Source organism: Actinoplanes sp. URMC 104 (genome assembly GCF_051386375.1).
In the GTDB taxonomy this organism is placed as follows: Bacteria; Actinomycetota; Actinomycetes; order Mycobacteriales; family Micromonosporaceae; genus Actinoplanes.
The window spans coordinates 643,545-665,153 of record NZ_JBPQTO010000002.1 but is presented as its reverse complement, the minus strand read 5'-3'; the positions used below and the strand labels follow the sequence as shown (position 1 = coordinate 665,153).

Here is a 21,609-nt window from a genome sequence, read left to right as displayed (position 1 = left end):
ACGCTCAGGCGCGCAGGAACTTCAGGACGGCGAGGACCCGGCGGTGGTCGGTGTCGGTGTGGGGCAGGTCGAGTTTGGCGAGGATGCTGCTGACGTACTTCTCGACCGCGCTGTGGCTGACCTTCAGGGCGTCGACGATGCCACTGTTGGAGCGGCCCTCGGCCATCAGCCGCAGCACCTGCGCCTCGCGGGGGGTGAGGCGGTCGAGGGGGTCGGTGCGGCGGCGCACGAGCAGCTGGGCGACGACGTCGGGGTCGAGGACGGTTCCTCCGGCGGCGACCCGCCGCAGGGCGTCGAGGAAGTCGGACACGTGGGCGACGCGGTCCTTGAGCAGGTATCCGACGCCGCTGGTCCGGACGGACAGCAGGTCGGTGGCGTACCGCTCCTCGACGTACTGGGACAGCACCAGGACGGCGACAGCCGGGTACTGGTGGCGGATGACGAGGGCGGCGCGGATGCCTTCGTCGGTGTGGGTGGGCGGCATCCGCACGTCGACGAGGGCCAGATCGGGGCGGTGCTCGGCGACCGCGTGCAGCAGGTGCTCGGCGTCGGGCACGGCGTCGACGACGTCGAACCCACCGTCGGCGAGCAGTTTGGTCAGCCCCGCCCGGAGCAGGACCGAGTCCTCGGCGATCACGACACGCACGGCAGCTCCACGGTGATGGTCGTCGGCCCGCCGGCGGGGCTGTGCAGGGTGAAGGTCCCATCGACGGAGGCGGCGCGCTGGGCGAGCCCGCGCAGCCCGGTGCCGTCGCCGTCCCCCGGGCGGCCGCGGGTGGCGCCGAGGGTCGCGCCGCCCCGGCCGTCGTCGGCGACGACGACGCGGAGCCGGTCGGCGACGCGCTCGACGGTGACCTCGGCGCGGCTGGCGTGGGCGTGTTTGGCGATGTTGGTGAGGGCCTCGGAGACGACGAAGTAGGCGATCGCCTCGATGACCGGTGAGCAGCGCGACGGCACGGCGACGGTCAGCCTTACCGGTAGCGGCGCGCGGGCGGTGATGCCGGACAGGGCCGCGTCGAGGCCCCGGTCGTCGAGCACGGCCGGGTGCAGGCCGCGGACGAACTCGCGGAGCTCGGCGAGGGCCTGGGTGGCTTCGTCGTGGGCGGCCTCGATGGCCCGCCGGGCGGGTTCCGGCGTGTCGGTGAGGGTGGCGCGGGCCATGCCCAGGTTCATCGCGAGCGAGACCAGCCGCTGCTGGGCGCCGTCGTGCAGGTCACGTTCGATGCGGCGGCGTTCGGCGTCGGTGGCGGCGATGATGTCGGCCCGGCTGCGAGCCAGCGTCGCCACCCGCACGGACAGCTCCTCGCTGCGGCTCGGGCCGAGCAGCGCCCGGGCCACCGCCGTGTCGGCGCGGGCCGCGCCCCGCGCCACCCACGGGGCGGCGAGCAGCGCGGCCGGCGCGAGAACCGTCAGCGCCACGGTGCGGTCCCACACGCCGGCGAGCACCAGCGGTAGAACCAGCCACAAGGCCGCCACCGAGGCGGCCCCGAGCACACCGGTGACCAGCGCTGACACGTGGTAGGCGACCTGCCGCCACGTGTCGGCCGTGCCCAGCTCGCGGAGCATCCGGTGTGGCCGCGGGTCGCCGTGGCGCGGCGGCGGCGGGATCTCGACGCCCAGCAACACCCGGAAGCGCCGGCGTTGCAGCGCGGTCAGGCCCCGTACGGTCATCAGCGCCGGCACCGGCACGACCACGGCGAGCAGCACGAGCGCGGCGGTCACCATCCGGTCGTCGCCGGGCGCGTAGATCAGGCTCCATCCCGCGCTGTAGGCGACACCGACCGGCAGGGCGCAGGTGAGCGCGAAGCTCGCCACGCCGAGCGGCAGCCCCACCAGGACGTGGCCGGTGGCGCGCCAGCTACGCGCCGACCACAGGGCACTCAGCGCCGCGGCGGCTCCTGTCGAGATCACGTCGATCAAGGTAGACACCCCGCCGCCGCGCGGACATGAGGGCCGCCTCCTCCCGGAGGTGCGGAAAACCTCACCCCCCACCGGCTGCCGGCCCCACGGACAACCCGTCCCGGTCCCGGCAGATTGATCGCCAACCACACCCCGGTCGGCTCGACCGACCCGAAAGGAAGCCGCCATGCCGGAGAACGCCGCACGCCTGCTGCTCACGGCAGCCGCGCTGACCACTTGTCTCGGGCTTGTCGCCGCGCCGACGTCCGTGGCCGCAGCGACGAGCCGTCCGCATCGCCCGCCGGTCGCCGCCGGCTTCATCCTTCCGGAGCCCACCGGTTCCGCCCGGCTCGGTACCGTCTCGCTGCACCTGGTCGACACCGCCCGCACCGACCCGTGGGTGTCCACCCACCCGGCCCGCGAGATCATGGTGCAGATCTGGTACCCGGCGAAGAACACCCGCGGCTACCCGGCAGCGCCGTGGCTGTCGCCCGGTGCGGTGCCGTACCTCGCCGAGGCGCAGAACCTGCCCGCCGCCGCCGTGCGGGCAACCACCACACACGGCCGGCAGGGCGCGCCGGTCGACCGGGCGGGAGGCAGGCCGGTCGTGCTCTACTCACCCGGCCTCGGCGGCGACCGGGGCACCAGCACAGCCCTCGTCGAGGACCTGGCCAGCCACGGCTACGTCGTGGTCACCATCGACCACACCCACGAGGCGAGCGAGGTCGAGTTCCCCGGCGGCCGGGTCGAGGTCGCCGCCCTCCCGGAGGAGATCGATGATCAGTTCATCGCGAAGGCTTCCGCGGTCCGCGAAGCCGACACCCGGTTCGTCCTCGACCAGCTGGCCGCCATCAACGCCGGCCGCAACCCCGACGCCGCGAACCGGCCGCTCCCGCGGGGGCTGAACGGCGCCCTCGACCTGAACCGCGTCGGCATGGTCGGCCACTCGCTCGGCGGCAGCACCACCGCGGCCACGATGCACGACGACCCCCGCGTCAAGGCCGGCGCCGACCTGGACGGAACCCTCGTCGGCGACAGCGCCACCGCGGGCACCGACCGGCCGTTCCTGCTGCTGAGCAGCGACCACGGCCCAGGCGCCGAAGACCCCACCTGGAACACCTTCTGGGCGAACCAGACGGGTTGGAAGCGGCAGCTGACGCTGAACGGCTCGGGCCACGGATCGTTCAACGACGGTCAGGTCTTCTTCCCGCAGGCCGCCCCGCCGTACGGCCTGCCCCCGGAGGACCTGGCCGGGCTGCTCGGCACCATCGAACCGCGACGGTCGGTCACCATCCAGCGCGCGTACCTGCGGGCCTTCTTCGACCAGCACCTGCAGAACCGGGACAGCCGGCTGCTGCGTGCCCCGCATCCGCGATACCCGGAGATCCAGTTCGTCCGGTGACGCCGAGCCGGATCGGCGGCTGGTCAGGGCTTGCGCACCGCCACGGCCAGGAAGCGGTCCTCGGCGTCGTCGTATGTGGACAGGGTCCAGCCGGCGGCGGTCAGGGCGGGGCGCAGGTTGGGCTCGTGGAGGGGCTCGTCGGGGGAGAGCTCGCGGCCGTGGCGGGCGGCCAGGGCGGCGCGGCCGGTGGGGTGGAACAGGACCAGCCGGCCGCCGGGGCGGGTGACGCGGGCCAGCTCGGCCAGGCCGGCGGCGTGGTCGGGCAGGTGGTGCAGCAGGCCGGCGGCGAAGACGGCGTGGGCCGCGGCGGCGGGCAGCGGGAGGCGGCGGGCGTCGGCCTGCACCAGGCCGGCGGACTTGTCGCGGCCCTTGGCGCGGGCCTCGTGCAGCATGTCGGCGGTGCAGTCGAGGCCGATCACGTGGCCGGCGGGGCCGACCGCGGAGGCCAGGGCCTCCAGCGCGCGGCCGGTGCCGCAGCCGACGTCGAGCGCCACGTCGCCGGGCTCGAGCCGGGCGGCGGCGACGGCCTCGGCGTACGCGGGAAGGTCGTCGCCGAACCGCTCGTCCCAGCCGGCCGCCTTGGGCGCGAAGAACGCCTGGCTCTCGGGCAGATGCCAGCGCTCGGGGTCGGCCAGCCGCGGGTGCATGCGGCGGATCACCGGCCACTGCGGGTTCTGGTGGTCGATCACGACCTGGGCCCGGCGCTCGCCCTCGCCGGCCGGGCCGCGGCCGTTCGCGCGCAGATAGACGATCACGCGGTCGGCGGCCGGCTCGAGCACGTTGAGCGCCGAGTCGGACACCCCGCCCGAGGAGCCGCTGAGGCCGAGTACCGCGTCGACGTTCCAGGCGCGGGCCGAGGGCGGGAACGCGGCGGCGAGCCGGGCGGCGAACTGCGCGGCGGCGCCGTGGTCGCCGCCGTCGACGATGACGGTCAGCGGGGCTCGCGGCGCGAGCACCTCGGCGAGGAACGCGGTGACCTGGCTGATGCGTTCGGGCACGCTCCCAGCATGCCGTCGCGGGTGTGAGCTGTGCAACGGTTCCGCATCTGCGAGTTGCTTCGGCCTGTCGTCCTCGCAGATGCGGCCCTAGGGTGGCGGTGTGACGACGTACCGCATCGGCGAGGCCGCCGACCTGCTCGGCGTCAGCGTGGACACGGTCCGCCGCTGGGTCGACGCGGGGCGGCTGCCGGCGGGCCGCGACGACCACGGGCACCGGCACGTGGCGGGCGCCGACCTGGCCGCGTTCGCGCGCTCGCTGGCCGACCAGCCCGACCCGGGCGCCGGGCGCTCGTCGGCGCGCAACCGGCTGCGCGGCATCGTCACGGCGATCACCCGCGACGCGGTGATGGCGCAGGTCGACATCCAGGCCGGGCCGTTCCGGGTGGTGTCGCTGATGAGCCGCGAGGCGGTCGACGAGCTGGGGCTCGAGGTGGGCTCCACGGCGGTTGCCGTCATCAAGTCGACCACCGTGGTCGTGGAGCGAGGGGACGACAGATGAGACGAGTCCTGGCCGGGCTGGCGGCGGTCGCGGTCCTCGCCGCGGCGGCTTGCGGCGACGGCGGCACGGACGAGCCCGAGGCGGGCACGACGACCGCGCCGAAGGGGGACCTCGTGGTGCTGGCGGCCGCCTCGCTCACCGAGGCGTTCACCCGGATCCAGCAGGACTTCCGGGCCGCGCATCCGGACCTGCAGGTCACCATCTCGTACGGGGGCAGCTCCGCGCTCGCCCAGCAGATCACCGCGGGCGCACCCGCCGACGTGTTCGCCGCCGCCAGCCCGGCCACCATGCAGACCGTGGTCGACGCGGGCGACGCCGCGGGCGATCCGGCCGTCTTCGTCCGCAACCAGCTCGTCATCGCCACCGCCAAGGGCAACCCCCGGGGCATCCGTACCCTGGGCGACCTGCGCAAGCCCGGCCTCAAGGTGGCACTGTGCGCCGAGCAGGTGCCGTGCGGCGCAGCCGCGAAGAAGGCCGGCGTCGACGTCGAGCCCGTGACCCTCGAGCAGGACGTCAAGGCGGCGCTCGCCAAGGTGAAGCTCGGCGAGGTGGACGCCGCGCTGGTCTACCGCACGGACGTGAAGGCGGCGGCCGCGGACGTCGACGGCGTCGAGTTCCCCGAGTCGGCTCGCGCGATCAACGACTATCCGATCGTGGCGCTGAGGAACGCGCCCAACCCGTCGGCCGCGGCGGCCTTCGTCGCGTTCGTCCGGTCGGAGAAGGAGCTGCGGGTGCTCACCGACGCAGGGTTCCAGAAGCCCTGAACCGCCCGAGGATCCCGCTCGCGCTGGCGGTCCCGGCGGCGCTCGGCCTGGCGTTCCTGATCCTGCCGCTGGCCGGGCTGCTGGTCCGCGCGCCCTGGACGACGCTGCCGCAGCGCCTCACCGAGCCCGGCATCCTGACCGCGCTGCGCCTGTCGCTGCTGACCGCGACCCTCGCCACGGCCGTGTGCCTGGTGCTCGGGGTGCCGCTGGCCTGGGTGCTGGCCCGCACCGAGTTCCCGGGCCGCCGCCTCGTGCGCGCGCTGGTCACCGTGCCGCTCGTGCTGCCGCCGGTCGTGGGCGGGGTGGCGCTGCTGCTCGTGCTCGGCCGGCGCGGGCTGGTCGGCGGGTGGCTGGACCGGACGTTCGGGGTCAGCCTGCCGTTCACCACCGCCGGGGTGGTGGTGGCCGAGGCGTTCGTGGCGATGCCGTTCCTGGTGATCGCCGTCGAGGGGGCGCTGCGCGGCGCCGACGCCCGCTTCGAGGAGGCCGCGGCCACGCTCGGCGCCTCGCGGTGGACGGCGTTCCGGCGGGTCACGCTGCCGCTGATCGCGCCGGGGGTGGCGGCCGGCGGGGTGCTGTGCTGGGCCCGCGCGCTGGGCGAGTTCGGGGCGACGATCACCTTTGCGGGCAACTTCCCGGGGCGTACGCAGACCATGCCGCTCGCCGTCTATCTGGCGCTCGAGCAGGACGTGGACGCGGCGATCGTGCTGAGCCTGCTCCTGCTCGTCGTCTCGGTCGTGATCCTGGCGGCGCTGCGCGACAAGTGGGTCACGGCATGACCGACTGCACCGGAGCGCGCGGAGCAGGCGCAGGGCCAGGAGGGCATGCCTTGGGAGGCTCGGCGTGAGCCTTGTTGCGGAGCTGCGGGTCGTACGGGACGGGTTCACGCTCGACGTGGAGCTGACCGCGCACCCGGGCGAGGTCGTGGCGCTGCTCGGGCCGAACGGCGCGGGCAAGACCACCACGCTGCGCGCGCTCGCGGGCCTGCTGCGGCTCGACGGCGGCCACATCACGCTCGACGGCGTACGCCTGGACACCCTGCCGCCCGAGCAGCGCCGCATCGGCGTGGTGTTCCAGGACTACCTGCTCTTCCCGCATCTCAGCGCGCTCGACAACGTCGCGTTCGGCCCCCGCTGCCGCCGGGTGCCGCGGGCCGAGGCACGGCGTACGGCCGAGGACTGGCTCACGCGGGTGGGCCTGGCCGAGCACGTCCGCAAGAAGCCGCGGCAGCTCTCCGGCGGGCAGGCCCAGCGGGTGGCGCTGGCCCGCGCGCTGGCGAGCGAGCCGCGGATGCTGCTGCTCGACGAGCCGCTCGCCGCGCTGGACGCCCGTACCCGCCTCGACACCCGGGCCGCGCTGCGCGGGCACCTCGCCGCGTTCGCGGGCGCCACGGTCCTGGTCACCCACGACCCGCTCGACGCGCTCATGCTCGCCGACCGCCTGGTCATCGTCGAGGACGGCCGGGTCGTGCAGACCGGTGACGCCGCCACGATCACCGCCCAGCCGCGCACCGACTACGTGGCCCGCCTGGTCGGCCTCAACCTCTACCGGGGCCGCGCCGAGGGCACCACGGTCCGGCTGCCCGACGGGTTCGCCCTGGTCACCGCGTCCGAGGAGCACGGCGACGCGTTCGTGGCGTTCCCGCCCTCGGCCGTGGCGCTCTATGCGAGCCGTCCCGACGGCAGCCCGCGCAACACCTGGCGGGCCACGGTCACCAGCGTCTCGCGGCACGGCGACGCGCTGCGGATCGAGCTGGCCGGCCCGCCCGCGGTCGCGGCGGACGTCACGCCCGCGGCGGCGGTGCAGCTCGGTCTGGAGCCCGGCCGCGAGGTGTGGGCCACGGTCAAGGCAACCGAGGTGCGTGCGTACCGCGCCGGAGGGGAATAGTGGTCGGATGCGCGAATGGGTCGACCACGTCATCTGGTGGCATGTCTATCCGCTGGGGTTCGGCGGCGGGCTCGGCAAGCTGGCGGGCTGGCTCGACTACCCCCTCGAGCTGGGCGCCAACGGGCTGCAGCTCGGGCCGGTCTTCGCGTCCGAGACGCACGGCTACGACACCGTCGACCACTTCCGCATCGACCCGCGCCTCGGCGACGACGCGCAGTTCGACGCGTTGGTCGCCGCCTGCCGCGAGCGCGGGCTGCACGTCCTGCTCGACGGCGTCTTCAACCACGTCGGCCGCGGCTTCCAGGCGCCGCAGTCGTGGTTCAAGGGCACGGTGTTCGAGGGGCACGGCTCGCTGGTCGAGCTCGACCACGACAATCCCGAGGTGCTGGCGTACGTCGTCCGCGTGATGCGGCACTGGCTGGACCGCGGCGTCTCCGGCTGGCGGCTCGACGTGGCGTACGGGGTGCCGCCCGCGTTCTGGCGAGCCGCCGTCGGCCAGGTGCGCGAGACCCACCCCGAGGCCTGGTTCACCGGCGAGGTCATCCACGGCGACTACGCGACCTGGCTGCGCGAGAGCGGACTCGACTCGATCACGCAGTACGAGCTCTGGAAGGCCGTGTGGAGCAGCCTCAACGACGGCAACCTGTGGGAGCTGGCGTGGGCGCACAAGCGCAACAACGAGGTGCTCGCCGCGGGGCTGCCGCTGACGTTCGTGGGCAACCACGACGTCACCCGGATCGCCAGCAAGCTCACCGACGAACGGCACCTGGGCCACGCGCTGGTCGTGCTGTTCACCACCGGCGGCGTGCCGAGCGTCTACTACGGCGACGAGCAGGGCTATCGCGGCGTGAAGGAGGACCGGCCCGGCGGGGACGACGAGGTCCGCCCGCCGTTCCCCGAGCGGCCGGCGGACTTCTCGGCGTACGGGAAACCGGTCTTCGCCCTGCATCAGCGGCTGATCGGGATGCGGCGGCGGCACGCCTGGCTCGTGCGGGCGCACACGAGCGAGGAGCACCTGACCAACACGGCCGCCGCGTTCGTCGCGACCGACGGCGAGCACCGGCTGGTCACGCTGCTCAACATCGGCGACCAGCCGTACGGCTTCCCGATCCCGCCCGACGGCCTACGGTTGATCGAGACCCACGACGAGGACCTCTCCCGTGAGGTGCTCACCGTGCCCGCGCACGGCTGGTCGATCCTGGAGGGCTAGATGCAGGCACTGGAACTGGCCGACTACCGCGCCGCGGTGGCCCGGATGTACCTGGCCGGCACGAGCCTCGAGCAGTTCCGCGCCGAACGCGACAAGCTGTTCGCGACGCATCCGCAGTCGGCCGTCGAGGATCGCGCCTCGTTCACCGGTCTGCGCTACTTCCCGCCCAGCGACGCGGCGATCGTGGAGGCCACGCTGCGCCCCGCACCCGGCGAGATCGACATCGACACGGGCGGCGTGGACGGCGTCGTGCACTACGACCGCGTCGGCATCCTGTCGACCCCGTTCGGCGAGTTGTCGCTGTGGTGGATCGCCGCGTACGGCGGTGGTCTGTTCCTGCCGGTGCGCGACGGCACCTGCGGCCACGGCTCCTACGGCGGCGGGCGCTACCTCACCGACACCGTCAAGGGCACCCACGGGCGGGGGCTGGAAGTCCTGGACGATACGCGGGTGCGGCTCGACTTCAACTACCTCTACAACCCGTCGTGCGCCTACAACGACGCCTATTCGTGCCCGCTCGCCCCGCCGGAGAACACTGTGAGCGCCCCCATCGAGGCGGGCGAGCTCACGTACCACTGACCTCGGCCGCGTGCGCCCCGGCCCGGTTCAAGCGAACAACGAATTCCCGGGTGCGGGTCCGGCCGGCTGGCCCAGCAGGTGGCGCAGCCGGGCCAGCGCGCGGGCGCTCTGCGAGGTCACGGTGCCGGTCGGCAGGTCGAGGATCTCGGCGACCGCCTCGACGCTGAGGTCCTCCCAGTAGCGCAGCACCACGATGGCCCGGTCCCGCGGCGGTATCCGGCCGAGTGCGTCGAGGAGCGTGAGCCGCAGGTCGGAGTCGCCGCTCGCCGCCGGCACGTCGCTGAACTCGGCCGTCACCACCTCCTGGGAGCGCTTCGACCGGTGGTGGTCCAGGAAGGCGCGGGAGAGGACCTGCCGGGCATAGGCGTGCGGGTTGTCGCGCCGGCTGATCCGCTGCCAGTGCACGAACATCCGGGCCAGCGTCGTCTGGGTCAGATCGGCCGCCAGGTCCCAGTCACGGCACAGCAGATAGGCGGTGCGCCGCAACTGACCGGCCGAGGCGCGGGCGTATTCGACGAATTCGTCGTCGGCCCTGCTCACTTGTCGAACTCGGTCGACAGGTGCGGGAAGGCGGCAGCGCCCTGCCGGTTGAGGGCCGGGTCGATCTTCACACCCCACCGGGGGTCCGCGCCCAGCTCGGCTGTCTCGCGGGCGGTCAGGACCTGCCGCATCTTCCGGCCGTTCAGGTCGGGGCACCCGTACAGGTCGAACTGCAGCAGCGTGTCGTCGGCGCGGTGGACGAACACGATCGTCTGCTGGATACAGTTGCCGGTGGCCTTGACCTGATACTCGGCGCCGTTGCCGAGCGGCGTCCAGGTGCCGCGGAACGCCGACGCCGGGCGCGTCATCACGTGCAACCGGATCATCCCCGGCCCGTTGCCGCGGTCCAGGAAGGTCTGGACCGACACGTCGCCGCCCTCGACGACGCCGGCGTAATGACTGGTCGCGCCTTCCGGCAGGTTCTCCAGCAGCAGCTTCAGCAGGCCGGCCGGGGTGCCCTTGACCCGCGGGGTCGCGGTCGCCGGAGCGACCCGGCTCGCGCTCGGGGCCGGGGCCGCCGCGACGACGGCTCCGGGCGCTGCGGGCGCCGGCGCCGCGGCGCTGCGAACGACGGGGACCGCCGCCAGGCCGGTCACGACGAGCGCGGCCAGACCGGCCCCGCCGATCCGGAGCCGCTTCGCGGTCCGCATCCGGCGGCCCTTCGCCACGGCGTCGCCGACGAGGTCGCCCATCGGTGGCTCGGCCCACTGGATCTTCTGAAACTCTTCGCGCATGGTGGTCATCCTCAAGTCGCCAACGGTTTCCGTGTCTGCACGGGTCGGCTCGACCGCCGTGTTTCAGATGTGACGTAGACCACAGCAGGGGCCCGGCAGGGTCCGTGACGAGAGGGAAGCCGTTACCCGCCGGTGCGCCAGGCGGGGGCCAGGACGGCCCAGATCTCGGTGTCGTGCCGCTTGCCCTGCCAGAGGAAGTTCTCGCGCAGCGTTGCCTCGTGGGTGAGGCCGAGCCGGCGGGCCACGTTGGCGCTGGCCACGTTGTCGGGGCGGCAGTGCCACTCGACGCGGTGCACGGCGCGCTCGGTGAACAGCCAGTCGATCAGCACGGTGGTGGCCCGGGTGATCAGGCCGCGGCCGGTGCCGGCGGGCTCGAGCCAGCAGCCGACCTCGATGACGCCGGAGTGCGCGTCGAAGCCGAACGCCATCACGCCGCCGACGAGCTCGCCGGACAGCCAGACGCCGAGGATCAGGCCCTCGCCGCGCGCCTGCCAGTCGGCGTACCGCTGCAGGGTGCGGGTCGCCGACTCGAGGTCGGTGCTGCGGCTGGCCCACGGGATCCACGGGTCGACGGACTCGCGGGCCCGGTCGATGTGCGCGAGGAACTCCTCGGCCCGCCAGGGCTCGAGCGGGCGCAGCTCGGCGTCGCCGCCCAGATTGACCTTGAACACCCGCACAGCTTAGGGCCACATGAGCGTCGCTTGCCGGACATCCACCCTCCTTAGATTCATGCACATCGATCTCTAAGGAGGAACGGTGGGTATCGTTCGCACGATCGCGGCCGGGGCGGCCGGAGTGCTCGCGGCGGCCGGGATGGCGGCGCCGGCGCAGGCCGCGCCGAGCCGCGCCGAACTGGCGCTGCGCTGGGCCCCGATCCACTACCAGGACGTGGACGCCACCGGCGCCCACGCGCTCGCCGGCAAGAGCGACTTCATTACCAGGTACGACTTCGACGGCAACCTGAACGGACGGGACAACTGGGACAACGCCGGAACGAACACCTCGGCGGCGGTCTACTACTCCGTCCTCGAGACGGGAACGCACTACTACCTCACGTACTTCTTCTTCCACCCGCGCGACTGGATCGACCACCCGCTGTTCGAGACCGAGCACGAGAACGACGGCGAGGGTGTGCTCGAGATCGTGCAGAAGGACGGCTCCGCGTACGGCGTTCTCAAGGCCGCCGTCACCGTGGCGCACAGCGACTTCTACTCGTACGTCCCCAGCGGCAGCGACTGGACCAACGGCAGCGAGACGATCGACGGCACGCTGCAGCTCAAGTCGTCGCCGCACGACTCGTTCCAGCACCCGGTCACCGCGCAGGAGCGGGGCGGGCACGGGCTCAAGGCGTGGCCGCAGTACGACATCGTCGGCGACGGCGTCGTGTACTACCCGTCGGCGAGCGTGTCCGAGGCGCCGGCCGGCACCAACGACCGCGACGTCCGCTACCGGCTGATCGACGTCTTCGCGGACGGCGGCCTGTGGGCCCAGCGCAGCAACACCAGCCTGTTCGCGTCGCTGGGCACCTTCGCGGGCGACACCACGAGCGGGTGCGGCAGCGGCACGTACGGCTGCGGGACGAACTCGGCCAACGCGCCGTGGGGCTGGGACGACGGCAACGACGTACCCGCACGAGGTGAGATCGCAACTGATCCGGCACGGCTCGCCGCCTCGTACTACAAGGTGCCGGGGTCGCTGGACCGCGGCTACACCTACAACCCGTACTCCGGCGCCGCCGCGGCGCTGAAGGCGGCCCGAAGCCTTCCCCCGACGATCGACTAGGTCCCGGTCGGTCGTCAGGCGCTCCCCGCGGGCTCCCCGCGGGCTCCCCGCGGGGAGCGCCTCACTTCCGGTCCGTCCGCACCCCGAGCCGCCCGCGGCCTTGCGGGGTTCGACACTTCTCGATCTGATGGACCGATGAGAAGAACTGCTGCCGCCGCCGTCGCCATCGCGACCGGCCTGGCGTCGTTCCTGACCGTGTCCTCGGGGCCTGCGACCGCTGCGACCTCGATCGAATACGTCGTCGTCGCCGAGGACGGTGTCGCCCCCGACGCCGCGATCGCCGCCATCCAGGCCGCCGGCGGGTCGGTCGTCGCCCGCAACGACGCCGCCGGGATGTACACCGTGAAGTCCGCCGGCGCCGACTTCCGGGCGAAAGCCACGGCGGACGCCAAGCTCATCGGCGTCACCCAGAAGGCCATGGGGTACGCGCCGGGCGCGCCCAAGCTGGAGCAGCCCCATCAGGGCCCGACCGGCAGCAACGGCAAGCACGGCGGCGTCAAGGCCGACCCCCTGGACGACAAGCTCTGGGGCCTCGACATGATCCGCGCCGACCGGGCGCACCGCATCGAGTCCGGCGACCGCGGGATCACCGTCGGCGTGCTCGACTCGGGCCTCGACGCGAGCAACCCCGACCTCGCCCCGCACTTCAGCCGGCGCCTGAGCCGAAACTTCGCCGCCGACATGACCGACATCGACGGCCCCTGCGAGGTCGCGAGCTGCGTCGACCCGATCGGCACCGACGACAACGGCCACGGCACCCACGTCGCCGGCACGATCGGCGCCGCGGCAAACGGGGTCGGCGTCTCCGGTGTCGCGCCGGACGTCACGCTGGTCGAGCTCAAGGGCGGCCAGGACTCCGGCTACTTCTTCCTCGAGCCGGTGGTCAACGCCCTGGTGTACGCGGGCAGGGCCGGCATCGACGTGGTCAACATGTCGTTCTACGTGGACCCGTGGCTCTACAACTGCCGCGCCAACCCGGCCGACTCGCCGGAGCAGCAGGCCGAGCAGCAGGCCATCATCGCCGGCATGCGGCGCGCCCTGAACTACGCGCACGACAACGGCGTCACGCTCGTCGGCTCGCTGGGCAACGAGAACACCGACCTGGGCAAGCCGCCGGTCGACACCTCAAGCCCCGACTACCCGGACGGCGCCGCCTACCCGCGCCCGATCGACAACGCCAGCTGCTTCGACCTGCCCGTCGAGGGCCCGCACGTCATCGGCGTCTCGGCGGTCGGCCCGTCCGGCAACCGCTCCTACTACTCGAACTACGGCCTCGAGCAGATCTCGGTGGCCGCACCCGGTGGCGCCTTCACCGACGGCACGTCGCAGAGCATCACCAACGAGATCCTCTCCACCTACCCGAAGAGCGTCCTGCAGGCCCGCGGCTGGGTGGACGCCGAGGGCAACGTGGTCCCGGCGCGCGCCGCGTCGGTGTTCAAGTCGTGCACCGAGGCCGGCGTGTGCGGCTACTACACGTACCTGCAGGGCACCTCGATGGCCGCCCCGCACGCCTCCGGTGTGGCCGCGCTGATCGCCAGCCGGTTCGGCAGGTCCGACCACCGGCACGGCGGCAAGACGATGAACCCGGACGCCGTCGAGCGCAGGCTCCTCGCCAGCGCCACCGAACGCCCCTGCCCCGCCGACACCCCGGCGTGCGAGGGAACGACGCAGTTCAACGGCTTCTACGGCCACGGCATCGTGGACGCGTACCGAGCGGTCCGCTGACCGCCAGCCGGCCGGATGCACAGTCACGCATCCGGCCGGCGCCACCGCGGCGGCTCACTGCGGTATCGGCTGCCAGCTGCTCCAGCCGTCGCCCTTTGCCCGGTACGAGCGGCGCCACAGCGCGCCGCTCTGGCCCACGCCGATGATCTCGTAGCGACCTCGGCTGGTGGCGGACGCCGCGATGTCCTCGAGTTGCTCGCCTGCGGCCGGTATCGGATACCACTGCTCCCAGGGCCGCCGCTGGAAGTGCCATCGGTGCGCCACGTCGCCGGCCGAGCCGACCACGTAGATCTCCTGATGCCCCTCCTTGCTGTTCAGCGCGGATATCGCCACGCTGGGGGAGCGCGTCTCGGGGCGGTCCAGCGTGTGCCAGCTGTGCCAGGCCTCCTTGACGAACCAGCGGTGCCACGTCTCCCCGTCCCGGTTCACGACGAAGCACTCGAGGACACCGGGCGAGGGAACCGACAGCGCCACATCACGGCAGCCGGCGCGGTCGGCCGGGTACCACTGACTCCAGGGTTCCCCGTCCCACTGCCAGCGGTGGAAGAGCCGGCCCTGCTCGCTGACCACGAACACCTCCCGATGCCCGGGCCACCCCGACATGGCGTCCAGCGCGGCGACCGCCCGTACGTCCTGCGAGATCTCCACCGGCGCCCAGGCCGTCCAGCCGTCCCGGTCGCGCCGCCGGGTCCACAGCGTGCCCTTGCTGTCCGCGACGAAGGTCTCGAGCCGGCCGTGACCCGGCACTGCCGCGGCGACGTCCGCGGCCCGGCCGAACGTGAACCCGTGGTCCTCCCAGTCGGACCACGCGCCCTCCTCGCGCAGTTGGCGGCGCAGAACCTCACCGGCCGTCGTGACCACGAACAGATACAGGGTGCCCGCCCGGTCGGAGACTGCGGCGACCCGGCGTACGGCGATGGTCCGCTGACCGCGCCTGAGGTAGAGGGACGGCAACGCGGCGGCCACGAGGATCGCGACCAGCACCCACCACCACTTCCGGTACCAGTCGATGTTGACCAGAGCCGTCAGGAGGTTGATGACCACCGGCACGACGATGAGCAGGAGAGCCCCGGACCAGTGGAAGTGTCGGACTGCGCGCAAGGGGGGTCCTCCGCCCGTGTGACCAGAGTGGAGAACGCTAGCGGATGGCCGACACGGATAGACCTGCCGGTAGGCGCCCTATCCGGGGAGCAGGCCTTCGAAGTACTCCTTCATCGACGGGTAGTAGTCGGAGAAGCTGGGCAGCGACGTGCCGTCGCGGGCGGCCACCAGGTTGTCCAAGTAGTACTCCCAGCCGGGGCCCACCTCGCCGATGCCCTCGGTCGTGGTCAGGTGGTGCACCAGGCGGAGTTCGGTGCGGTCGCCGGCGGCGGTCAGCTGCAGCTCGAGGTGCCAGGCGCCGGCTTCGTCGACGGTGGACACGGCCAGGCGGTGGGGCGGCTCGCAGGCGTCGATGCGCGCCTCCATCCAGGGCGCGCCCTCCTCGTACGCCATCTGCACCTTGATCGTCCGGCCGGGCCCGGCCTCGCCGGTCCACCGGCCGAACCAGCGGGCGGTGCGGCCGGGCTCGGTGACGCTCGCCCACACGTCGTCGATGCCGGCGCGGAAGCTGCGGGTGATCACGAGGTCGTCGCCGTCGAGGCGGCCGGTGGGTGGGTTGGTCATGCCGTCTTCTCCTGTCGGTCGCCCGCCGTACGTCCTTGCCGGCGGTCGCGTCGGGTGCGGTGGACCTCGGTCTCGAGCGCGTCCAGGCGCCGGCTCCACACGTCGGCGTCGCCCGCGATCGGCGCGGAGGCGAGCTCGGCGAGCCAGTCGCGGAGCTCGCCCAGCGGCGCCGGGTCGAGCCGGTAGAGGCGCTCGCGGCCGACGAGCGTGTCCCGGACCAGCCCGCACTCGCGCAGGACACGCAGGTGCCGGCTGATGGCCGGCCGGCTGATCGGGAATCGCTCGGCGATCCGCCGGGCCGCCAGCGGCCGCTCCCGCAGGAGCTCCAGGATCTGCCGGCGCACCGGATCAGCGATCGCCGCCGCGACGTCGTCCACCACAGAAGCGTAACTCATGGGTTACGGGTTTGGTCAGGGCTTCGGCAGAGGTTGGCGACGGCGCGGAACGTCACCTCGAGCGGGAGCGGCGGAGCTGAAGAGCAAGCATCAGGGTGGAGGCGGCCCCGGCGACGAATGCGATCGCCGAGTGATCCACGAGGTGGCCGAGGAACGTCTCGGCGCCCAAGTCGTTTGGGATTCCCGCCGGACAGGCGGTTGAGAAGCCAATAGACGGCGTCGCCGTAGGTTGCCGGCCGATCCGAGCAGGAGTCTCCGCACGCTTTCTTCTCCGCGGTGGTCACTCCCCAAGCGCCGACTGCGATCAGCATGGTGACGCTAAAGGTAATCATGATCGCGACGACCGCGTCCGCGACGTCGTTCCTCGCCGTCCCTGAATCCGTCGGCTCGCATCGCGGACGATCACCACCATCGAATCTGACTCGTCGAGCGATCTCGTCTGCGGCGCCGCCCGCCACCGCGACAACGTGTGCTCGGGGGTGACTGCCTCGGTGGGAATGAGAACCGGGTCCGCGTCCACCGTGAGCCTCGCGATGACGCTCACCACGTCGGCGGTGTCGTCGAGGTGATGCAGGATGATCGACCAGTTGGCATCGAAGGCGCGGTCGACGTCGACCAGTTGCCGTCACCGGACGGTCGGCGGATGAACCAGCTCGCGAAGTGGATGACGTCCGCCACCACTCCCGCCATGACGAACAGCGCGGGCCAGAAGGCCGTCGCCAGTGCCAGCGAGATCTGGACGGGCACCGGACCTCGGACGGCGACGCTGAGGGTCGCGGCGATGAAGAACATCAGCGATGGCGCGAACAGCGCCACGTTGTCCCACCACTTGTCCAGCCGCGATTGTCGCCGGTCGGCCGACGGCGGAGCCGGGCACGACGAGGTTCTCGGGTGACTGTGAATGTCGGGTCGATCCGCCGAGCCTGGGACAACGGCCACCACAGCCGCTGTCCCAGGTGGGGGGCCGGCGTGATCAGCCGCGGCGCCACTTCTGGTTGGCGCCGCCGGTGCAGTCCCAGAGGATGAGGACCGCGCCGTCGTTGGGGTTCCAGGCGTCGATGTCGACGCACTTGTTGGCCTGGGGGTTGACCAGGTCGCCGGCCGCCGAGAGGACGAACTGCTGGGCGGGGTTGCCGCTGCAGTTGACGATCTGGATGACGGCGCCGTTGGCGGTGGAGCCCCACGCGACGTCGAGGCACTTGTTGTTGGAGGTCTGCAGGGTGCCGTTGACGAAGGTCCACCGCTGTGCGGCGGTGCCGTTGCAGGTCCACATCTGCACCCGTACGCCGTCGGAGAAGTTGCCGTTGGGCACGTCGAGGCACTTGCCGTTCAGGTTGCTGATCAGCGCGGAGCCGGACGAGCCGCCGGTGGTGGTCAGCGACAGGCCGTACACGGACAGGATCTCGTTGACCGGCTGGAACCACATCGTGCCGCCGCTGGAGCAGTTGCCGGTGCCGCCGGAGGTGACGCCCTGGGCCTGGTTGCCCGAGATCCAGGAGCCGCCGGAGTCGCCCGGCTCGGCGCACGCGTTACTGCGCGATAGGCCCGAGACGGAGCCCTGCGCGTACACGATCGTCTCGTCGCGGCCGAGCAGGGTGCCGCAGCGCCAGCCGGTGGTGCGCCCGGAGCGGCAGATCGAGCTGCCGATCGCGGCGTCCTGCGAGCCCGCGACGGTGACGTTGCCGCCGGCGTAGTTGTTGACCCACGGCTGCGGGGTCCAGTCGGCGTTCGTGCGGACCCAGGCGTAGTCGTTGCCGGGGAACGAGCTCCCGGCGAACGTGCCCTGGGCGACGTTGTTGTAGCCGAGCGTCGGGCTGCCCGTGCCGCCGCAGTGGCCGGCGCTGACGAAGCCGCCGGCGACCGCGAAGCCGACCGAGCACAGCGTGTTGCCGTTGATGACGTACTGGTCGCCGCCGCGGATGTCGTACATCGGGCGCGGTTGCTCGGAGGTGACGACGGTCACGGCGCCCGCGCCGGCGTCGGCGGCAAAGTCGCGGGCGGCGGCCGTGGAGCCGGGCGCCGCCATCACGACGACCCGGTTGTTCGGGGTGTCGACGTACCAGCCGCGGACGGCCGAGGCGCGGGCCTTGGCGGCGTGCTTGTCGAGCGCCGCCCGCGACTTCGTGAGGTCCGAGGCGCTGCGGGCCACCACGGAGGGCTCGGCGCCCTCGGCCCGTACGGTGCCGGCCGCGGCGGGGGAGGTGACCGCGACCGTCAGCCGGGAGCCGCCGGAGGGGATCCACGCCCCGGCGAACGCGGCGCCGAGCTCGGCCCGCAGCCGCTTCTCGACCGCGGGGGCGGCGGCCTCGGTGCGCAGCCGGGCGGCGATCTGGTTGTCGTCGAGCCGCAGGTCGCGCCGCAGGGCGCTGAGCATGCCGGGGTCCATGTCGAAGGAGGGCGGGGCGGCCTGAGCCGCGGGGGCGGGGCTCAGGGTGCCGAGCGTGATCGCCGCAGCGGCGATCGCCAGCCAACGTGGGCGCATGTCGGGGGTCCTTTCGGTGCGCCGGGGAAACGCGGGGATGAATCGGAGGCTGTCTATCTCTGACAACGCTGTCAAGAAACATGAAGGAAACCTGCCCGAACGAACACCGTGTGCTCGATCGCCCGTGCTCGCCGATCGGGGCGCGGACGTGCAAGGCTGTGTGGCGAAACCGAGCTGTGCTCCGGAAACAGAAGGGCGGTGACCCGGCATGGGCATGGTCAAGGTCGTCGGCCTGGTGCTGCACCCGCGGCGCGACTGCGGCTCCGCCATCGACGCGATCGTGAACTGGGCGGAGCGGCGCAACGTCACCGTGCTCGGCCTGCACGACGAGATCGACCGCATCGACTGCGAGGCCGTGTCGGTCACCGCGGAGGAGATGGTCGAGCGGGCCGGCCTGCTGGTCAGCCTCGGCGGCGACGGCACGATGCTGCGCACCATGCGGCTGGTCGAGGGCCGCAAGACCCCGGTGCTGGGGGTGAACGTGGGCCGGCTCGGCTTCCTCGCCGAGGTCGACCTGCCCGACCTGCCCGACGCGCTCTCGGCGATCGACGAGCACAAGTTCACCATCGAGTCCCGTACGGCGGTGCGGACCACGCTGCCCGACGGCAAGCAGGTCTCGGCGTTCAACGACATCGCGATGGTGCGAGTGCCCGGCGACGGCCTCGCCGCGATCGGCATCTGCGTCGAGGGCAAGAACTTCGTCAACTACGCCGCCGACGCGGTGATCGTCGCCACGCCGACCGGCTCGACGGCGTACAGCTTCTCGGCCGGCGGCCCGATCGTCTCGCCCAACGTCGAGGGCCTCATCGTCACCGCCTCGGCCGCGCACTCCTCGTTCAACCGCCCGCTGATGCTGGCCCTGCAGGAGCAGCTCGACATCGACGTGCTGCCCACCAGCGGCCGGCTCGCGATCGAGGTCGACGGGATCATCGAGGGGTACGCCGGTCCCGGCGACAAGCTGTCGATCGAGCCCATCCCGTCCGCCGCCCAGGTGATCCGCCTCGGCAGCACCAGCTTCTACGAGCGGGCCCGCCGCAAGCTGCGCGTCGAGGGCAGCGCCCAGGTGAGCGTGGCCGACGCGTCCGACGCCTCGGTGGTCGACAACTTCGAGCGGCGGCGCTACGAGCTGCTGCTCGGCGGCGAGGTCGCCGGGGTGCTGCACTACCGCCGGCACGGCGACCGGATCGAGCTGCTGCACACCGAGGTGGAGCAGTCGTTCTCCGGCCGCGGCCTGGCCGGCCGGCTCGCGTCGGCCGCGCTCGAGGACGCGCGCGCCCGGGCCACGCCGGTCGTCCCCTCCTGCCCCTTCGTCCTCGGATACCTCGACCGGCACCCCGAGTTCGCCGACCTCCTGGCCACCACCACTGCGGATAGCTGAGGTAACTGCCCATGGGCCACCCCGCGATCCTGACCGTCGACGACGACCCCGCGGTCTCCCGGGCCATCGCCCGCGACCTGCGCCGCCGCTACGGCGACCAGTACCGCATCCTGCGCGCCTCCTCGGCCGCCGAGGCCCTCGACGCGCTCAAGGAGCTCAAGCTGCGCGGCGGCCGGGTCGCCGTGATGCTCGCCGACTACCGGATGCCGCAGGTCAACGGCATCGAGTTCCTCGAGCAGGCGATGGACCTGTTCCCCAACGCCCGGCGCGCGCTGCTGACCGCGTACGCCGACACCGACGCCGCGATCCAGGCGATCAACGTGGTCGACGTCGACCACTACCTGCTCAAGCCGTGGGACCCGCCGGAGGAGAAGCTCTACCCGGTCATCGACGCGCTGATCGACGCCTGGCAGGCCACCGGCGATCGCGAGATGGAGGACATCCGCGTCGTCGGGCACCGGTGGAGCGAGCCGTCGTACGAGATCCGCGACTTCCTCGCCCGCAACCTGGTGCCCTACAAGTGGCTGGGCGCCGACGAGCCCGAGGGGCGCCGGCTGCTCGAGGCCGCGAGCGTGGGTCCCGAGGCGGTGCCGCTGGTGGTGACCGCCGACGGGCGTACGCTCGCCCAGCCGACCACGACCGAGCTGGCCGAGGCCGCGGGGCTGTCCACCGCGCCGGGCCGCGACTTCTACGACCTGATCATCGTGGGCGGCGGGCCGGCCGGGCTCGGCGCCGCGGTCTACGGCGCCTCCGAGGGCCTCCGGACGCTGCTGGTCGAGCGTCGCGCGGTCGGCGGCCAGGCGGGGCAGAGCTCGCGGATCGAGAACTACCTGGGCTTCCCCGACGGCATCTCGGGCGCTCAGCTCACCGACCGCGCGCGGCGGCAGGCGGGCAAGTTCTCGGCCGAGGTGCTCACCACCCGCGACGTCACCGGGCTGCGCCAGGACGGCTCGGCGCGCACGCTGACGTTCGCGGACGGCGGCGAGGTCTCCGCGCACTCGATCGTGCTGGCCACCGGCGTCGCGTACCGCCCGCTGGTCGCCGACGGCGTCGCCGAGCTCACCGGTTCGGGCGTCTACTACGGCTCGGCGTCCACCGAGGGGCCGTCCTGCGCGGGCACCGACGTCTACATCGTCGGCGGCGCGAACTCGGCCGGGCAGGCGGCGCTGTTCTTCTCCAAGTACGCCCGGACGGTCACGCTGCTGGTGCGCGGCGACTCGCTCGAGGCGTCGATGTCGTACTACCTGATCCAGCAGCTCGCCAAGATCGACAACATCAAGGTACGGACCCGCTGCGAGGTCATCGGCGCGCAGGGCGACGGGCACCTGCAGGCGATCACGATCTGCGACAGCAAGGAGGGGATGAGCACCACCGTCGAGTGCGGCTACCTCTTCGTGTTCATCGGCGCCGAGCCGCGCACCGACTGGCTGGGCAGCACCGTCGCGCGCGACGAGAAGGGTTTCGTCTACACGGGCCCCGACCTGATCGCGAACGGCACCCGCCCGAAGGGATGGGATCGGGACCGGGATCCGTTCTACCTGGAGTGCAGTGTTCCCGGCATCTTCGCCGCCGGCGACGTCCGGGCCAACTCCGTCAAGCGGGTGGCCTCGGCGGTCGGCGAGGGCGCGATGGCCGTCACGCTGGTCCATCGTTACCTGGAGGCGCAGTAA

Annotated in this window: 22 protein-coding genes; 11 read left to right on the top strand and 11 right to left on the bottom strand. The window is 72.6% G+C overall.

All coding sequences use genetic code 11. From position 1 onward, the window contains the following. Window positions 1-4 precede the first annotated feature (4 nt). A complete protein-coding gene (locus ACSNN8_RS04035) occupies window positions 5-646 on the bottom strand; it encodes a response regulator (RefSeq protein WP_436647029.1) in 642 nt (213 codons plus the stop codon). Beyond that, complete coding sequence (locus ACSNN8_RS04030; protein ID WP_436647028.1) at window positions 634-1,911, bottom strand: histidine kinase; 1,278 nt, start codon at window positions 1,909-1,911, stop codon at window positions 634-636. Before ACSNN8_RS04030 ends, ACSNN8_RS04035 begins: the two co-directional genes overlap by 13 nt. Window positions 1,912-2,086: 175 nt before the next feature. Here ACSNN8_RS04030 and ACSNN8_RS04025 point away from each other — a divergent pair, with 175 nt between their 5' ends. Further along, window positions 2,087-3,301, top strand: a complete 1,215-nt coding sequence (locus ACSNN8_RS04025) for an alpha/beta hydrolase family protein (protein WP_436647027.1) — start codon at window positions 2,087-2,089, stop codon at window positions 3,299-3,301. Window positions 3,302-3,324: 23 nt separating this feature from the next. On the opposite strand, the gene ACSNN8_RS04020 is transcribed toward ACSNN8_RS04025, so the two are convergent. Beyond that, window positions 3,325-4,299, bottom strand: coding sequence for a class I SAM-dependent methyltransferase (locus tag ACSNN8_RS04020; protein WP_436647026.1), 975 nt, complete (start codon window positions 4,297-4,299; stop codon window positions 3,325-3,327). 100 nt (window positions 4,300-4,399) lie between these two features. On the opposite strand from ACSNN8_RS04020, the gene ACSNN8_RS04015 reads away from it, so the two are divergent. From ACSNN8_RS04015 to ACSNN8_RS03990, 6 genes are all read left to right on the top strand, one after another. After that, window positions 4,400-4,798, top strand: coding sequence for a TOBE domain-containing protein (locus ACSNN8_RS04015; RefSeq protein ID WP_436647025.1), 399 nt, complete (start codon window positions 4,400-4,402; stop codon window positions 4,796-4,798). Continuing rightward, entirely contained in the window at window positions 4,795-5,562 is a 768-nt protein-coding gene (modA, locus tag ACSNN8_RS04010; protein ID WP_436647024.1) for a molybdate ABC transporter substrate-binding protein, read from the top strand. Before ACSNN8_RS04015 ends, modA begins: the two co-directional genes overlap by 4 nt. Then, a complete protein-coding gene (locus ACSNN8_RS04005; protein ID WP_436649399.1) occupies window positions 5,559-6,341 on the top strand; it encodes an ABC transporter permease in 783 nt (260 codons plus the stop codon). The genes modA and ACSNN8_RS04005 overlap by 4 nt, the downstream gene beginning before the upstream one ends. A 64-nt stretch (window positions 6,342-6,405) precedes the next feature. Beyond that, window positions 6,406-7,449, top strand: coding sequence for a sulfate/molybdate ABC transporter ATP-binding protein (locus tag ACSNN8_RS04000; RefSeq protein WP_436647023.1), 1,044 nt, complete (start codon window positions 6,406-6,408; stop codon window positions 7,447-7,449). Between the two features lie 7 nt (window positions 7,450-7,456). Beyond that, on the top strand, window positions 7,457-8,659 hold the full coding sequence (locus ACSNN8_RS03995) for an alpha-amylase family glycosyl hydrolase (protein ID WP_436647022.1): 1,203 nt from the start codon (window positions 7,457-7,459) through the stop codon (window positions 8,657-8,659). Further along, on the top strand, window positions 8,660-9,238 hold the full coding sequence (locus ACSNN8_RS03990) for a DUF1684 domain-containing protein (RefSeq protein ID WP_436647021.1): 579 nt from the start codon (window positions 8,660-8,662) through the stop codon (window positions 9,236-9,238). Between the two features lie 27 nt (window positions 9,239-9,265). Here ACSNN8_RS03990 and ACSNN8_RS03985 read toward each other — a convergent pair whose 3' ends face one another. From ACSNN8_RS03985 to ACSNN8_RS03975, 3 genes are all read right to left on the bottom strand, one after another. Then, a complete protein-coding gene (locus ACSNN8_RS03985; protein WP_436647020.1) occupies window positions 9,266-9,778 on the bottom strand; it encodes a SigE family RNA polymerase sigma factor in 513 nt (170 codons plus the stop codon). After that, window positions 9,775-10,512, bottom strand: a complete 738-nt coding sequence (locus ACSNN8_RS03980; protein WP_436647019.1) for a hypothetical protein — start codon at window positions 10,510-10,512, stop codon at window positions 9,775-9,777. Before ACSNN8_RS03980 ends, ACSNN8_RS03985 begins: the two co-directional genes overlap by 4 nt. 122 nt (window positions 10,513-10,634) lie before the next feature. Beyond that, entirely contained in the window at window positions 10,635-11,183 is a 549-nt protein-coding gene (locus ACSNN8_RS03975; protein ID WP_436647018.1) for a GNAT family N-acetyltransferase, read from the bottom strand. Between the two features lie 85 nt (window positions 11,184-11,268). On the opposite strand from ACSNN8_RS03975, the gene ACSNN8_RS03970 reads away from it, so the two are divergent. Both ACSNN8_RS03970 and ACSNN8_RS03965 read left to right on the top strand, forming a co-directional pair. Next, window positions 11,269-12,294, top strand: a complete 1,026-nt coding sequence (locus tag ACSNN8_RS03970; RefSeq protein ID WP_436647017.1) for a hypothetical protein — start codon at window positions 11,269-11,271, stop codon at window positions 12,292-12,294. 135 nt (window positions 12,295-12,429) lie between these two features. Continuing rightward, window positions 12,430-14,019, top strand: a complete 1,590-nt coding sequence (locus ACSNN8_RS03965) for a S8 family serine peptidase (RefSeq protein ID WP_436647016.1) — start codon at window positions 12,430-12,432, stop codon at window positions 14,017-14,019. Between the two features lie 54 nt (window positions 14,020-14,073). On the opposite strand, the gene ACSNN8_RS03960 is transcribed toward ACSNN8_RS03965, so the two are convergent. The 5 genes from ACSNN8_RS03960 to ACSNN8_RS03940 form a co-directional block, all read right to left on the bottom strand. Beyond that, window positions 14,074-15,120, bottom strand: coding sequence for a hypothetical protein (locus ACSNN8_RS03960; RefSeq protein ID WP_436647015.1), 1,047 nt, complete (start codon window positions 15,118-15,120; stop codon window positions 14,074-14,076). 78 nt (window positions 15,121-15,198) lie between these two features. Further along, the gene (locus ACSNN8_RS03955; protein WP_436647014.1) at window positions 15,199-15,684 is read right to left on the bottom strand and encodes an SRPBCC family protein; all 486 of its coding nucleotides are present in this window, start codon (window positions 15,682-15,684) and stop codon (window positions 15,199-15,201) included. After that, complete coding sequence (locus ACSNN8_RS03950; protein WP_436647013.1) at window positions 15,681-16,061, bottom strand: ArsR/SmtB family transcription factor; 381 nt, start codon at window positions 16,059-16,061, stop codon at window positions 15,681-15,683. Before ACSNN8_RS03950 ends, ACSNN8_RS03955 begins: the two co-directional genes overlap by 4 nt. A 558-nt stretch (window positions 16,062-16,619) precedes the next feature. Continuing rightward, entirely contained in the window at window positions 16,620-16,895 is a 276-nt protein-coding gene (locus ACSNN8_RS03945) for a hypothetical protein (protein WP_436647012.1), read from the bottom strand. Window positions 16,896-17,052: 157 nt separating this feature from the next. Further along, a complete protein-coding gene (locus tag ACSNN8_RS03940; RefSeq protein ID WP_436647011.1) occupies window positions 17,053-18,561 on the bottom strand; it encodes a ricin-type beta-trefoil lectin domain protein in 1,509 nt (502 codons plus the stop codon). 208 nt (window positions 18,562-18,769) lie between these two features. Between ACSNN8_RS03940 and ACSNN8_RS03935 the strand changes: the two genes are divergently transcribed. Continuing rightward, a complete protein-coding gene (locus ACSNN8_RS03935; RefSeq protein WP_436647010.1) occupies window positions 18,770-19,939 on the top strand; it encodes an NAD(+)/NADH kinase in 1,170 nt (389 codons plus the stop codon). 11 nt (window positions 19,940-19,950) lie between these two features. Continuing rightward, on the top strand, window positions 19,951-21,609 hold the full coding sequence (locus ACSNN8_RS03930; RefSeq protein ID WP_436647009.1) for an FAD-dependent oxidoreductase: 1,659 nt from the start codon (window positions 19,951-19,953) through the stop codon (window positions 21,607-21,609).

Excerpts from the sequence above, each read along its gene's own strand:
- ACSNN8_RS04025 (WP_436647027.1), top strand. The coding sequence starts at position 2,087 with ATGCCGGAGAACGCCGCACGCCTGCTGCTCACGGCAGCCGCGCTGACC.
- modA (WP_436647024.1), top strand. The coding sequence starts at position 4,795 with ATGAGACGAGTCCTGGCCGGGCTGGCGGCGGTCGCGGTCCTCGCCGCG.
- ACSNN8_RS03995 (WP_436647022.1), top strand. The coding sequence starts at position 7,457 with ATGCGCGAATGGGTCGACCACGTCATCTGGTGGCATGTCTATCCGCTG.
- ACSNN8_RS03990 (WP_436647021.1), top strand. The coding sequence starts at position 8,660 with ATGCAGGCACTGGAACTGGCCGACTACCGCGCCGCGGTGGCCCGGATG.
- ACSNN8_RS03980 (WP_436647019.1), bottom strand. The coding sequence starts at position 10,512 with ATGCGCGAAGAGTTTCAGAAGATCCAGTGGGCCGAGCCACCGATGGGC.
- ACSNN8_RS03965 (WP_436647016.1), top strand. The coding sequence starts at position 12,430 with ATGAGAAGAACTGCTGCCGCCGCCGTCGCCATCGCGACCGGCCTGGCG.
- ACSNN8_RS03955 (WP_436647014.1), bottom strand. The coding sequence starts at position 15,684 with ATGACCAACCCACCCACCGGCCGCCTCGACGGCGACGACCTCGTGATC.
- ACSNN8_RS03940 (WP_436647011.1), bottom strand. The coding sequence starts at position 18,561 with ATGCGCCCACGTTGGCTGGCGATCGCCGCTGCGGCGATCACGCTCGGC.
- ACSNN8_RS03935 (WP_436647010.1), top strand. The coding sequence starts at position 18,770 with ATGGGCATGGTCAAGGTCGTCGGCCTGGTGCTGCACCCGCGGCGCGAC.
- ACSNN8_RS03930 (WP_436647009.1), top strand. The coding sequence starts at position 19,951 with ATGGGCCACCCCGCGATCCTGACCGTCGACGACGACCCCGCGGTCTCC.